Annotated in this window: 10 protein-coding genes; 7 read left to right on the forward strand and 3 right to left on the reverse strand. The window is 62.3% G+C overall.

Annotated features, from left to right (window positions below; genetic code table 11):
* Positions 1-198 precede the first annotated feature (198 nt).
* On the reverse strand, positions 199-600 hold the full coding sequence (locus tag VMP31_RS06420) for an acyl-CoA thioesterase (protein ID WP_325505236.1): 402 nt from the start codon (positions 598-600) through the stop codon (positions 199-201).
* 274 nt (positions 601-874) lie between these two features.
* Here VMP31_RS06420 and VMP31_RS06425 point away from each other — a divergent pair, with 274 nt between their 5' ends.
* The 7 genes from VMP31_RS06425 to VMP31_RS06455 all read left to right on the forward strand — a co-directional run bounded on the left by VMP31_RS06425 (position 875) and on the right by VMP31_RS06455 (position 10,108).
* A complete protein-coding gene (locus VMP31_RS06425) occupies positions 875-1,846 on the forward strand; it encodes a phosphate ABC transporter substrate-binding protein PstS family protein (RefSeq protein ID WP_325505238.1) in 972 nt (323 codons plus the stop codon).
* 255 nt (positions 1,847-2,101) lie between these two features.
* Positions 2,102-4,387 (forward strand): phosphate ABC transporter permease, encoded by a 2,286-nt coding sequence (locus tag VMP31_RS06430; protein ID WP_325505240.1) that lies wholly within the window; start codon positions 2,102-2,104, stop codon positions 4,385-4,387.
* Positions 4,388-4,542: 155 nt separating this feature from the next.
* Positions 4,543-6,219, forward strand: coding sequence for a phosphate ABC transporter permease PstA (pstA, locus tag VMP31_RS06435; RefSeq protein ID WP_325506104.1), 1,677 nt, complete (start codon positions 4,543-4,545; stop codon positions 6,217-6,219).
* Positions 6,220-6,348: 129 nt separating this feature from the next.
* Positions 6,349-7,182 (forward strand): phosphate ABC transporter ATP-binding protein PstB, encoded by an 834-nt coding sequence (gene pstB, locus VMP31_RS06440; protein WP_325505242.1) that lies wholly within the window; start codon positions 6,349-6,351, stop codon positions 7,180-7,182.
* Between the two features lie 174 nt (positions 7,183-7,356).
* The gene (gene phoU / locus VMP31_RS06445; RefSeq protein ID WP_325505244.1) at positions 7,357-8,088 is read left to right on the forward strand and encodes a phosphate signaling complex protein PhoU; all 732 of its coding nucleotides are present in this window, start codon (positions 7,357-7,359) and stop codon (positions 8,086-8,088) included.
* A gap of 99 nt (positions 8,089-8,187) precedes the next feature.
* Entirely contained in the window at positions 8,188-9,090 is a 903-nt protein-coding gene (locus VMP31_RS06450; protein ID WP_325505246.1) for a response regulator, read from the forward strand.
* 121 nt (positions 9,091-9,211) lie between these two features.
* Positions 9,212-10,108, forward strand: a complete 897-nt coding sequence (locus VMP31_RS06455; RefSeq protein ID WP_325505248.1) for a peptidoglycan DD-metalloendopeptidase family protein — start codon at positions 9,212-9,214, stop codon at positions 10,106-10,108.
* A 76-nt stretch (positions 10,109-10,184) separates the two neighbouring features.
* On the opposite strand, the gene VMP31_RS06460 is transcribed toward VMP31_RS06455, so the two are convergent.
* Together VMP31_RS06460 and phoR are read right to left on the reverse strand one after the other, a co-directional pair.
* Positions 10,185-11,525 carry a hemolysin family protein gene (locus VMP31_RS06460; protein ID WP_325505250.1) on the reverse strand — a complete coding sequence of 447 codons (1,341 nt, stop codon included), beginning with the start codon at positions 11,523-11,525 and terminating at the stop codon, positions 10,185-10,187.
* A 182-nt stretch (positions 11,526-11,707) separates the two neighbouring features.
* A complete protein-coding gene (gene phoR, locus VMP31_RS06465) occupies positions 11,708-13,012 on the reverse strand; it encodes a phosphate regulon sensor histidine kinase PhoR (RefSeq protein WP_325505252.1) in 1,305 nt (434 codons plus the stop codon).
* Positions 13,013-13,038: the final 26 nt, after the last annotated feature.

The following is a 13,038-nucleotide window of genomic DNA, read 5'->3' on the forward strand; positions in this document are numbered from 1 at the left end:
GGTCAGCGGCAATGCAATTGGGCGGTCAGGTCGACGCAAGTACGCAGCCAGGTAAGCGCACGTTGAGCATCTGAAGCCAAGACAGCCTGCGGATCGCCAGAAAAAATGCCGTTCACCTGTCAGGTGAACGGCATTTTTTGTGCGGCCCGTAGAATGGGGCGGGCCGCGGAGGTCGGGCCGCGTAGGTGCTAACCCATCCTATCGCCGTGCCGGCACCGGGCGGGTGCGGCCGCTGCCGTCGATGGCGACAAACACGAAGACCGCCTCGGTAACCTTGCGCCATTCGCTGGACAGCGGGTCATCGCTCCATACCTCGACCAGCATCTGGATCGAGCTGCGCCCCACTTCCACGGTTTGCGTATAGAAGGACAGCTGTGCGCCCACTGCCACCGGCACCAGGAAAGCCATACGGTCGATGGCCACGGTCGCCACGCGGCCGCCCGCTACCTTGCTGGCCATGGCGGTGCCGGCCAGGTCCATTTGCGCCACCAGCCAGCCGCCGAAGATATCGCCGAAACCATTGGTTTCACGCGGCAATGCGGTGATCTGCAAAGCCAGATCGCCTTGCGGGATGGGGTCTTCCTGTTCGAAATCGTGCATCGGATAGGCTCGCGGCGCGGTTGTTGTTATTGGCGCAGTGCAGGGCGGTGAAGGGGTGACGATACAACCGCTTCTACGCTCCGCAGGCCCGCAGGAGTGCGGGTGTTGCCGAGTATAGCGACTCGACAGTCGCAGGGCGACCATGGCTTATGGCTAGTGTTGAGCAGGATTTTTTCAGCGTTCATCTAACTGTCATATTGCTTACATAGAGTGGTCACACGGCCCGAAGATACTTGGCTCGTTCAATCCAAAACTAGTCTGCTAGGAGTAAGGCATGAAACTTAAGCGTTTGATGGCGGCCATGACTTTTGTCGCCGCTGGCGTGGCTACCGCCACTGCGGTTGCTGCTGTCGATCCGGCTCTGCCGAGCTACACCAAAACTTCCGGCGTATCGGGCAACCTGTCCAGCGTGGGTTCCGACTCCCTGGCCAACCTGATGACCCTTTGGGCTGAAGAGTTCAAGAAGGAATACCCCAACGTCAACATCCAGATCCAGGCCGCCGGTTCCTCCACCGCGCCACCTGCTCTGACTGAAGGCACCGCTAGCATGGGCCCGATGAGCCGTCCCATGAAGGATGCCGAGATCCAGGCGTTCGAAGAGAAATACGGCTACAAGCCGACTGCCGTACCGGTGGCCATCGACGCCCTGGCGGTATTCGTACACAAAGACAACCCCATCAAGAGCCTGGACATGGCTCAGGTTGACGCGATCTTCTCCAGCACCCGCCTGTGCGGTGGCGCTACCGATATCAAAACCTGGGGTGACCTGGGCATGACCGGCGAGTGGGCTGCCAAGCCGATCCAGCTGTTCGGTCGTAACTCGGTATCCGGCACCTACGGCTACTTCAAGGAAGAAGCCCTGTGCAAAGGCGACTACAAGGCTAACGTCAACGAGCAGCCGGGTTCGGCTTCCGTGGTGCAGTCGATCTCCAGCACCATCAACGCCATCGGTTACTCGGGCATCGGCTACAAGACTTCCAGCGTGAAGACTGTGCCGCTGTCGAAGAAAGGCGGCGAAGCTTTTGACGCCAACGAAGAAAACGCTCTGGCTGGCAAGTTCCCCCTGGCTCGTTTCTTCTACGTATACGTCAACAAGGCCCCGAACAAGCCGCTGAGCCCGCTGGACGCCGAGTTCGTCAAGTTGGTGCTGTCCAAGCAAGGTCAGGAAGTTGTCGTGAAAGACGGCTACATCCCGCTGCCAAGCAAAGTGGCTTCCAAGACCCTGAAGGAACTGGGCCTGGAGTAATCCCGGTACAGGCAAGGACGCCAAAAAATGGTCGGGAACCCTTTTTAACGTCGCGCAGCGACGGCCCGCAGGGTGGTCGCCAGGGATGGCAGACCATAAAGTAAGTCGCACGCCCGCCTTCGTTTACGACTGGTGGGCGTTGCTTTGTCAAAGCGCTGTAACTTTTCTGTCACATAGTCCGGCTAGAGTTGGCCGCTCGTATAGCGACAGAACTCACTATGGCGCGCTCATGGCTGCGCAGAGACGCTCTTACCTATGAATGACTTGGCTAGTGAAACCATGACCGCACCAACCAAATCCCTCGGGCTGGACTTCAACACTCCGGCCCTGCAGCGCAAGCGACGCATGCGCGCACTCAAGGACCGCCTGGCGCGCTGGGCGGTGTCCATTGGCGGCATGACCGTGCTGGGTGCCATTACCCTGATCTTCTTCTACCTGGCCTATGTAGTGTTGCCGATGTTCCAGGGCGCGAGCATGGACAGCCGCAAGCCTGTGCAGGCCGCCTGGCTGAACGAAGCCGCCGCGCCGCTGCTGCTGACCCTGGAAGAACAGAACCAGATGGCCATGCGTCTGGACCAGAACGGTCAGGTGCAGTTCTTCGATGCGAAGAAGATGCAGCCGCTAAGCAACGTGCAGCTACCCATTCCAGCGGATGCGCGCATAGTTTCGGTTGGCCAGGATGCACCAGGCAGCAACCGCGTCGCCCTGGGTCTGTCCAACGGCCAGGTGCTGGTGTTCCAGCACGTCTACAAGCTCAGCTACCCGAATGATGTGCAAACCATCACGCCGAGCATCGAGTACCCCTTCGGCGAAGCGCCGATCGAGCTCGACCCTCAGGGCCGCGAGCTGGATCACATGGGCGTCAGCCTGAACAGCGGCACCCTGATGCTGGCCGGCTCCACCGGCACCGAGCTGCACGTGCTGAGCCTGGGCCGCGAAGAGAACATGATGACCGGCGAGGTGACCCTCAGCGAAGAGCGCGTCGCCCTGCCGCAGATCGCCGAGCCGATCAAGGCGCTGATCATCGACCCGCGTCACCTGTGGCTGTATGTGGTCAACGGTCGCGCCACCGCCGATGTCTTCGACATGCGCAGCAACAGCCTGAATGGCCGCTACAAGCTGCTGGCCGATGGCAAGCTGGAAGTCAGCAACGCCACCTCGCTGCTCGGCGGCATCTCGCTGATGATCGGTGACAGCAGCGGCGGCATCGCCCAGTGGTTTATGGTGCGCGAGGCCGACGGCAAGGCGGTGCTGAAGTCGATCCGCAGCTTCCAGCTGGCCGACAGCCCGATCATCCAGATTCTCCCGGAAGAGCGCCGCAAGGGTTTCTTCGCCCTGGATGCCAAAGGCAATCTGGGTATCTTCCATAGCACCGCGCACCGCACTTTGCTGGTCGAGCAAGTCGCCGAGGGTCAGGCCCTGGCCGCCCTGTCGCCGCGTGCCAACCGCGTGCTGGTGGAGAGTGATGGCCAGCTGCAACGCATACTCATCGACAACCCGCACCCGGAAATTTCCTTCAGTTCGCTGTGGGGCAAGGTCTGGTACGAAAACTATGACGCGCCCGGCCACGTCTGGCAGTCGACGTCCGCCAGCACCGACAACGAACCCAAGCTGAGCCTTGCGCCGCTGGCTTTCGGTACCTTGAAGGCGGCGTTCTACGCCATGCTGCTGGCCGCACCGCTGGCCATCGCTGCCGCGCTCTACACCGCCTACTTTATGGCCCCGGCGCTGCGTCGCAAGATCAAACCGGTGATCGAGCTGATGGAAGCCCTGCCGACGGTGATTCTTGGCTTCTTCGCCGGCCTGTTCCTCGCCCCCTATGTGGAAGGCCATCTGCCGGGCATCTTCAGCCTGCTGATCTTCACCCCCATCGGCATCCTGCTGACGGCCTACCTGTGGAGCCGCCTGCCGGAGTCGATCCGTCTGAGCGTGCCGGATGGCTGGGAGTCGGCGATGCTGATCCCGGTGATCCTGCTGGTGGGCTATGTGTCGCTGGCCATGAGCGGGCATGTGGAGAACTGGCTGTTCGACGGCAATATGCGCATGTGGCTGAGCAATGATCTGGGCATCCCGTTCGACCAGCGCAACGCCCTGGTAGTCGGCCTGGCCATGGGTTTTGCGGTGATTCCGACCATCTACTCGATTGCCGAAGACGCCGTGTTCAGCGTGCCCAAGAGCCTGACCTTCGGCTCCCTGGCTCTGGGTGCCACGCCGTGGCAGACCCTGACGCGGGTGGTGATTCTGACTGCCAGCCCGGGCATCTTCTCGGCGGTGATGATCGGCATGGGTCGCGCTGTTGGCGAAACCATGATTGTGCTGATGGCCACCGGTAACACCGCGATCATGGACATGAACATCTTCGAAGGCCTGCGCACCCTGGCGGCCAACGTGGCGGTGGAAATGCCCGAATCGGAAGTCGGTGGTACCCACTACCGCGTGCTGTTCCTCTCGGCGCTGGTGCTACTCGGCTTCACCTTTGTCATGAACACCCTGGCAGAGCTGGTGCGCCAGCGTCTGCGCGTCAAATACGCTTCGCTGTAAAACATGGCCTGCGCAGCAGGCCCAACTGATGACCTTCTCCCTTCGGGAGAGGGTGCCCGCAGGGCGGGTGAGGGTGGTTTGCCGCTACCTTCTTCCTCAGCCCCTCTCCCGCAGGCGGGAGAGGGGGGTGAATGCAAGATTTCATTGAAGGTGTGATGTCCGTGAAACAGAACAACCTGAAAGCCTGGTTCAAGAGCGGTACGCCCTGGGTCTGGATGAACGCCGGCGCGGTGTCGATCGCGGTAATCATGACCCTGGGTCTACTGATGGTGATCGCCGTGCGCGGCCTTGGCCACTTCTGGCCGGCGGATATCGTCGAAGCCGTCTACCAGGTGCCTGGGCAGGAAGCCAAGGTGATGGCCGGCGAGATCACGCAGATCGAGGAAGTACCGCGCGCCCGTCTTGCGGCCTCCGGCCTGCCGGTGAGCGCCGAGGGCGGCGAATTCATGACCCGTGAGCTGTTCAAGGTGGGTAACCGCGACGTGTATGGCGCGGACTTCACCTGGGTAGTCGGCGAATGGCTGAGCAACCTGCGCACTCCGGAAAACCTTACGGCGCTGGAGCGCCGCGAGTGGGGCAACTTCTACGGCTACCTGGTCAACGTCAAGGAAGCCGGCGAACTGGTCGCCGAGGGCGATGCCAGCTGGCCCGAGCTGCAGGAGCGCCTCGAGCGCGTCGAGCGGCTGCACAAGAACCTGGTGCGCCTGGAGAAGAAGGACATCGGGCGGATCAACGCAGGCCTGGAGCGTATCCGTCTGCAAACCCGCAAGCTGGAGCTGCAGGGCAAGCTGGATGAGGTCGCTCAGGCCGAGCTGGACGCCGAGCGCGCACAATGGGATGCCGAGTACAAGGTGCTGGAAACCGATCTGATCGCCCTTAATCAGGCGTTCAACCGCGACAGCGTCACACTCAAGACCGTCGATGGCCGCGAAGTGACCATCAGCCTCGGTAAGGTGGTGCGGGCCTTCCAGCCCAACGCCATGGGCATGGGCGACAAGCTCGGCTTCTACTTCGCCAAGCTGTGGGAATTCGTCAGCGACGACCCGCGTGAAGCCAACACCGAGGGCGGGATTTTCCCGGCGATCTTCGGCACCGTGATGATGACCCTGATCATGGCCGTGATCGTGACTCCGTTCGGCGTGGTCGCGGCCATCTACTTGCGTGAATACGCCAAACAGGGCCCGCTGACCCGGGTGATCCGCATCGCGGTAAACAACCTGGCGGGTGTACCGGCGATTGTTTACGGGGTGTTCGGCCTGGGCTTCTTCGTCTATGTGCTGGGCGGCTCGCTGGACCGCATGTTCTTCCCCGAGTCCGCTCCGGCACCGACCTTCGGTACCCCGGGCTTGCTCTGGGCCTCGCTGACCCTGGCGATTCTCACCCTGCCGGTGGTGATCGTGGCCACCGAAGAAGGCCTGGCGCGGATTCCACGGGCTGTGCGTGAAGGCTCTCTGGCCCTCGGTGCGACCAAGGTGGAAACCCTCTGGCGCGTGGTGCTGCCAATGGCCAGTCCGGCGATGATGACCGGTCTGATTCTCGCCGTGGCTCGTGCCGCTGGCGAAGTGGCACCGCTGATGCTGGTGGGTGTGGTCAAGCTGGCACCTTCGCTGCCGCTGGATGGCAACTACCCGTATCTGCACCTCGATCAGAAGATCATGCACCTGGGCTTCCACATCTACGACGTCGGCTTCCAGAGCCCCAACGTCGAGGCCGCGCGGCCGCTGGTGTACGCCACCGCGCTGCTGCTGGTGTTGGTTATCGTGGTGCTGAATATGGCGGCGGTGTATATCCGCAACCACCTGCGCGAGAAGTACAAGGCGCTGGATCACTAATGCTTTAACCCCCTCTCCCTTCCAAGGAGAGGGCGGGGGTGAGGGTTATGAACTCCGCCCCTCACCCTGACCCTCTCCCCTGCGGGGAGAGGGAATGGTCAACGAATTTGTTAGCGTAGGGAGCATCCCATGCAACACGAAGCACATACCCACGGCATCGATATCTCGGCCCTGGGCCGCGACAAGCAGAGCCTCAACCTGGCGGCGGAAACCACGGCCATCCAGGTGCCGGGCCTGAATCTGTACTACGGCGACAAGCAGGCCCTGTTTGACGTGCAGCTGGATATCCCCAAGCAGCGCGTCACCGCCTTTATCGGCCCGTCCGGTTGCGGTAAGTCGACCCTGCTGCGCACCTTCAACCGGATGAATGATCTGGTCGACGGCTGCCGCGTGGACGGCGAAATCAACCTCGACGGCAAGAACATCTACCGCAAGGGCGAAGACGTTGCCGAGCTGCGTCGTCGCGTCGGCATGGTGTTCCAGAAGCCCAACCCGTTCCCCAAGAGCATCTACGAGAACGTGGTCTATGGTCTGCGTATTCAGGGCATCAACCAGAAGCGCGTGCTCGATGAAGCCGTGGAATGGGCACTGAAAAGCGCGGCGCTGTGGGATGAGGTCAAGGACCGCCTGCACGAATCGGCACTCGGCCTCTCCGGCGGTCAGCAACAGCGTCTGGTCATCGCCCGTACTGTGGCGGTACAGCCGGAAGTGCTGCTGCTCGACGAACCCTGCTCGGCCCTCGACCCGATTTCCACGCTGAAAGTCGAAGAGCTGATCTACGAACTGAAATCCAAATACACCATCGTTATCGTTACTCACAATATGCAGCAGGCGGCGCGGGTTTCGGATTACACGGCGTTTATGTACATGGGCAAACTGATCGAGTTCGGTGATACCGATACGCTGTTCACCAACCCGGCGAAGAAACAAACCGAGGATTACATCACCGGTCGCTATGGCTGATGGCCATGTCAGAGTGCGCTGGACTGCGTCGGCGGAACTTGCCGTACTACTTGTACTGTCTGCGTTCCGCCTCCTTGCCCAGCACCCTCTGCCAAAGCCCATCGACCTGACAATTAGTAGGGTGCGCTGTGCGCACCATGGCCACCCAAGCCGGCAGCATTCGCGGAGCGAACCATGATCAACAAAGACAACCTTACCCAGCATATCTCCCAGCAGTTCAACGTCGAGCTGGAGGAGGTGCGCAGCCACCTGCTGGCCATGGGCGGCCTGGTCGAGAAGCAGGTCAACGACGCGGTTACCGCGCTGATCGACGCCGACTCCGGTCTGGCTCAGCAGGTGCGCGAAATCGATGACCAGATCAACCAGATGGAACGTAATATCGACGAGGAGTGCGTGCGCATTCTCGCCCGTCGTCAGCCGGCGGCCTCGGACCTGCGTTTGATCATCAGCATCTCCAAGTCGGTAATCGACCTTGAGCGCATCGGCGACGAAGCCACCAAGATCGCCAAGCGCGCCATCCTCCTGTGCGAGGAAGGCGAGTCGCCGCGCGGCTACGTCGAAGTGCGCCATATCGGCGATCAGGTGCGCAAGATGGTGCAGGAGGCGCTGGACGCCTTCGCCCGTTTCGACGCCGACCTGGCGCTGTCGGTGGCCCAGTACGACAAGACCGTCGACCGCGAATACAAGACCGCCCTGCGCGAACTGGTCACCTACATGATGGAAGACCCGCGCTCGATCTCCCGGGTGCTCAATGTGATCTGGGCCCTGCGTTCGCTGGAGCGTATCGGCGACCACGCGCGCAATATCGCCGAACTGGTGATCTACCTGGTACGCGGCACCGATGTGAAGCACATCGGTCTTACCCGCATGCAGGAAGAAGTGCAGGGCACCAACAAGGACAACTAGCGCACGTAAATCGTCCCCGCGGCGAGATAAGGCGTATTTCGGTTGGCCTTTGGCCACCAGCCGCGACTATGCTTAAGGCCATCTGAATGGGAGTGGCCGATGAGCAAAGTCAGCGTGCTGGTGGTGGACGATGCAACCTTTATTCGCGATTTGGTGAAGAAGGGGCTGCGCGACCACTTTCCCGGCGTGCAGATCGTGGAAGCAGTGAACGGGCGCAAGGCCCAGCAACTGCTAGGTCGGCAAGGCATTGACCTGATCCTCTGCGATTGGGAAATGCCGGAAATGTCCGGGCTCGAGCTGCTCAGCTGGTGCCGCGAGCAGGACAACCTGAAAACCGTGCCCTTTATCATGGTCACCAGCCGTGGCGACAAGGACAACGTGGTGCAGGCGATCCAGGCCGGGGTTTCCGACTTTATTGGCAAGCCCTTCTCCAACGAACAACTGGTAACCAAGGTCAAGAAGGCCCTGCACCGTGCCGGCAAGCTGCAGGCGCTGATGGCCAGCGCACCGCCGAAGATGCTTAGTACTGGGGCCTTCGCTAACGACTCGCTGTCCGCTCTGACCGCCGGCAAGGCCGAAGTGCTCAAGCCGGTTGCTGCGCCTGTGGCCACGGCTGCGGCCGCCTTTGCCGCTCAACCCGCAGCCGCCAAGGCCGCGCCGGCCAGCGGCCGTGGTCAAGGCCAGCTGCGCTTGCCCGGCGGCACCATGGCCTGTGTGATCAAGGCCCTGAGCCTCAAGGAAGCGCTGCTGGTGGTCAAGCGCACCGAGCTGCTGCCTCAGGTGCTGGAAAGCGCGGTGCTCGACCTGGAGCAGGGCGAGGCTGCGGAAACCGCCCGACTCAACGGCTACCTGCATGCGGTGGCGGCCTTCGAGCCCAAGCCCGACAGTGAATGGCTGCAACTGACCTTCAGGTTTGTCGACAGTGACCCGCAGAAGCTCGACTATATTTCCCGGCTGATCGCCCGCGGCACCGCGCAGAAGCACTTCAGCCCGGGTGCGTAACGGCTTGTCGGCCCGATCGCCAACGACTGCATCACAGCCCGGCGGATGCCGCCTCGCATGCTCCTGCCAGCGCTGCTAATCTGAACGATCATGGCCAACCAATCATAAGAACTGGGTCGTTATGCTAGGGCGTCTAATACTACTTTGTGGCGTGTTGGTCTTTGCCGGCCAGGCCGCTGCATTGACCATCTACAAGTACACCGATGCCAACGGCGTGGTGACCTACACCGACAAGGCCGCCCCCGGTGCCCAGGTGTTCGTGTTCCGCGACCGCATGGTTGAGCGCCTGGACAACCAGGTAAAGCTGGAAACCAAGAAGCACGAAGCCGGCGAAACCCTGCTGGTGCGCAATGATCTCTACGCCCCGGTGCAGGTCGAGTTGCGCCTGGAGCAGCTTGCCAATGTCGTTGGCGCGCCCAACAAGCCGATCAACTGGGTGCTGCCGCCGCGCAGCCAGATCCGCCTGGTGACCCTGACCGCGCAGGACGCCGGCAAGCCGCTGCGCTACACCCCCAAGCTGCGCTATGCCCTGGGTGATCCGCGCCTACTACCGACCCAGAAGAACTACCCGCTGCCCTGGCGTGGCGGCCCGTTCCGCCTGACCCAGGGCGCTAACGGCAAGTACAGCCACTTCACCCCGAAAGGCCGTTACGCCATGGATATCGCCATGCCCGAAGGCACGCCGATTGTCGCGGCCCGTGGCGGCGTGGTGGTGAAGACCGAAAACCAGCAGAGCGGGCGCGGCAACAACCCCTCCGGCAACTATGTGCGCATCCTCCATGACGACGGCACCATGGGCGTCTACCTGCACCTGATGAAGGGTTCGGTTGGCGTGCGCGAAGGCCAGCGGGTCACCAACGGCAGTTTTATCGCCCGTTCCGGCAACACCGGCAACAGCACTGGCCCGCACCTGCACTTCGTGGTGCAGCGCAACGTCGGCCTGTCGCTGGAGTCCATCCCTTTCGACTTCGCTCAACCGGTCAATAGCCTGCCCAATTTTGCGGTGGGTGGCGAGTAATCCTGCAGCCGGCGTATGGCGCTAACGTGTAGGGTGCGCCATGCGCACCACCGGCGCACCGCGCACCCTGGGTTGCTCAGTCGAGCTTAAGCACCTTGGCCAGGACGATCTTCGGGCCTTTCATCTTTTTGACGATGATGCGCAGGCCGTCGACTTCCAGCACTTCTTCTTCCTCGGGCATGCGCTTCAAGGTCTCGTAAACCAGGCCGGCCAGGGTTTCTGCCTCGACGTGATCGAGGTCGACGCTGAGCAGGCGCTCGACCTTGGCCAGCGGCGTGTCGCCGCGTACCAGCAGCTTGCCTGGCTGGTAGGCGAGGATGCCGCGCTCGGCCTTGCGGTGCTCGTCCTGGATATCGCCAACCAGAGCTTCCAGCACATCCTCCATGGTCAGGTAGCCGATCACCTTGCCGTCGGCCTCCTCGACCAGGGCGAAGTGCGAGCCGCCCTGGCGGAATTGTTCCAGCAGGTTGGACAGAGGCATATGCCGGCCGACCCGTTCGATGGGGTGCATCAGCTCCGCCAGTTTCAGCGCCGAGGGCAGCATCTCCAGCAAGGAGAGGTGCAGCAGCAGGTCCTTGATATGCAGCACGCCGACAAACTCGCCGCTGATTTCGTCATGGATCGGGTAGCGGCTGTACTTGTGCCGGCGGAAGACGCTGAACACCTCATCCAGGGCCGCTGTCAGCGGCAGGGAGACCAGGTCCTCGCGGGAGTTGGCCCAGTCCACCACTTCCAGTTCGCCCAGTTCCACGGCCGAGGCCAGCACGCGCATGTCCTGGTCGCTGGGGTTGCTGCCACGGCTGGAGTGGAGGATCAGCTTGAGTTCGTCGCGGCTGTAATGGTGTTCGTGATGCGGCCCCGGCTCGCCCTGGCCGGCGATGCGCAGGATGGCATTGGCGCTGGCATTGAGCAGGAAGATCGCCGGGTACATGGCCCAGTAGAACAGGTACAGCGGCACGGCCGTCCACAGCGACAGCAGCTCGGGTTTGCGAATCGCCCAGGATTTCGGGGCCAGTTCGCCGACCACGATATGCAGGTAGGAAATGATCGCGAAGGCAGTAAAGAAGGCGATGCCGTGGACCAGCTTCGGCGACTCGATGCCGATGGCCGCGAGCAGCGGTTCGAGCAGGTGGGCGAAGGCCGGTTCGCCCACCCAGCCCAGGCCCAGGGACGCCAGGGTGATGCCCAGTTGGCAGGCCGAGAGGTAGGCGTCCATCTGGTTGTGCACGGTGCGCAAGATATGCCCGCGCCAGCCATGGGCCTGGGCCAGGGCATCGACCTTGGTGGAGCGCAGGCGAACGATGGCGAACTCGGCGGCGACGAAGAAGCCGTTGAGCAGGACCAGGAAGAGGGCGAACAGGACGAGGCCGAAATCGGCGAAATAGCTGGTGGCGGTGTAACTCGTGGAGGGGTCCATAAGGGGTTCGGTTGGCCAATGACGGCTAAGAGTGGCGGCAGACGCCGGGCTTTGCAAGTGGGGTTAAAACGCTTTCGTCGCGCGGATAGGTCCTTTTCTATCCGCCAGCGCGTCGCTCCTGGTGGATGGATAAAGCGCCATCCACCCTACGGCAGAGCCACGCGGGCGCGCGGCTGGGCGGGTTAACCGCGACGCACCATCTGCTGGGCGGGGAAATGGCAGGTAAAGGTGCTGCCCTTGCCCGGGTTACTGACGATATTCAGGCGCGCGCGGTGGCGCAGCAGTACGTGCTTGACGATGGCCAGGCCCAGACCGGTGCCGCCGGTGTTGCTGGCGCGGCTGGAGTCGACCCGGTAGAAGCGCTCGGTCAGGCGCGGCAGGTGCTTGGCCTCGATGCCCAGACCCGTGTCGGCAACGGCCAGGTGCGCGCCCTGTTCATCGGCCCACCAGCGGATGCGGATCTCGCCCTCGTCGGGGGTGTACTTGACCGCGTTGAACACCAGGTTGGAAAAGGCGCTGCGCAGTTCCGTTTCGCTGCCCTTGAGGCGCAAGTGCGGGTCGGCTTCCAGGCTGATGCGGTGGTGGCGTTCGGCGGACAGGGCCTGGGCGTCGTTCTTGATCGACAGCAGCATCAGGTCCACCGCCACCGGCTGATTGTCCGAGGGGTAGTCGGTGGCTTCCAGCTTGGCCAGCAACAGCAGGTCGTTGAGCAGGTTCTGCATGCGCCCGCCCTGTTGCTGCATCTGCTGCAAGGCGCGCAGCCAGCGCGGATTGACCGCATCAACGTTGTCCAGCAGGGTTTCCAGGTAGCCAGCGATCACCGTCAGCGGGGTGCGCAGTTCATGGGAGACGTTGGCGACGAAATCCTTGCGCATCTGTTCCAGCTGATGGATGCGGGTGATGTCGCGCACCAGCATCAGGTGCTCGCGGTTGCCGTACTGGGTGATATGGAATTGCAGGCGCACACGGTCGCTGACCGGCGAGGGCAGCTCCAGGGGTTCCTGGTAATTGCTGCCTTCGAAGTACTCAATAAAGCGTGGGTCGCGCACCAGGTTGGTGATCTGCTGGCCGCTGTCCTGAGGGGTCTTCAGGCCCAGAAGTTTTTCCGCGGCGAGGTTCCACCATTCCAGGTTGCCATCGCGGTCGAGCATGATCACCGCGTCCTTCAGCGCGGCGGTGGACTCCTGCACGCGGTCGATCACCGCCTGCAAGCGGCCACGGGCCTTCTGGTCGCGGCGTTGCAGGTGATAGATATTGTCGAACACCTCGCCCCACAGGCCGTAGCCATCGGGCGGCGCTTCGTCACCCTTGCGGGTGCGCAGCCATTTGTGCAGACGTAGTAATTGCTGCAGGTGCCAGCCGAGGTAAGCGGCCAGGCCCAGGGCCATGGACCAACCATACTCGCCGGTGATCAGGCCAAGCAGCAGGCAGGCTGCGATCAGCAGCAGCAAACGACGTATCAGGGACGCGCGCCAGTCTTGATTCAATTAGAACTCATCCGCCAATCAATCCT

Source organism: Pseudomonas sp. (genome assembly GCF_035512415.1).
GTDB lineage: Bacteria > Pseudomonadota > Gammaproteobacteria > Pseudomonadales > Pseudomonadaceae > Aquipseudomonas.

What these genes read in the sequence shown, in the direction of transcription:
- VMP31_RS06420 (WP_325505236.1), bottom strand. Translation starts at nt 600, where the DNA reads ATGCACGATTTCGAACAGGAAGACCCCATCCCGCAAGGCGATCTGGCT.
- VMP31_RS06425 (WP_325505238.1), top strand. Translation starts at nt 875, where the DNA reads ATGAAACTTAAGCGTTTGATGGCGGCCATGACTTTTGTCGCCGCTGGC.
- VMP31_RS06430 (WP_325505240.1), top strand. Translation starts at nt 2,102, where the DNA reads ATGAATGACTTGGCTAGTGAAACCATGACCGCACCAACCAAATCCCTC.
- pstA (WP_325506104.1), top strand. Translation starts at nt 4,543, where the DNA reads ATGTCCGTGAAACAGAACAACCTGAAAGCCTGGTTCAAGAGCGGTACG.
- pstB (WP_325505242.1), top strand. Translation starts at nt 6,349, where the DNA reads ATGCAACACGAAGCACATACCCACGGCATCGATATCTCGGCCCTGGGC.
- phoU (WP_325505244.1), top strand. Translation starts at nt 7,357, where the DNA reads ATGATCAACAAAGACAACCTTACCCAGCATATCTCCCAGCAGTTCAAC.
- VMP31_RS06450 (WP_325505246.1), top strand. Translation starts at nt 8,188, where the DNA reads ATGAGCAAAGTCAGCGTGCTGGTGGTGGACGATGCAACCTTTATTCGC.
- VMP31_RS06455 (WP_325505248.1), top strand. Translation starts at nt 9,212, where the DNA reads ATGCTAGGGCGTCTAATACTACTTTGTGGCGTGTTGGTCTTTGCCGGC.
- VMP31_RS06460 (WP_325505250.1), bottom strand. Translation starts at nt 11,525, where the DNA reads ATGGACCCCTCCACGAGTTACACCGCCACCAGCTATTTCGCCGATTTC.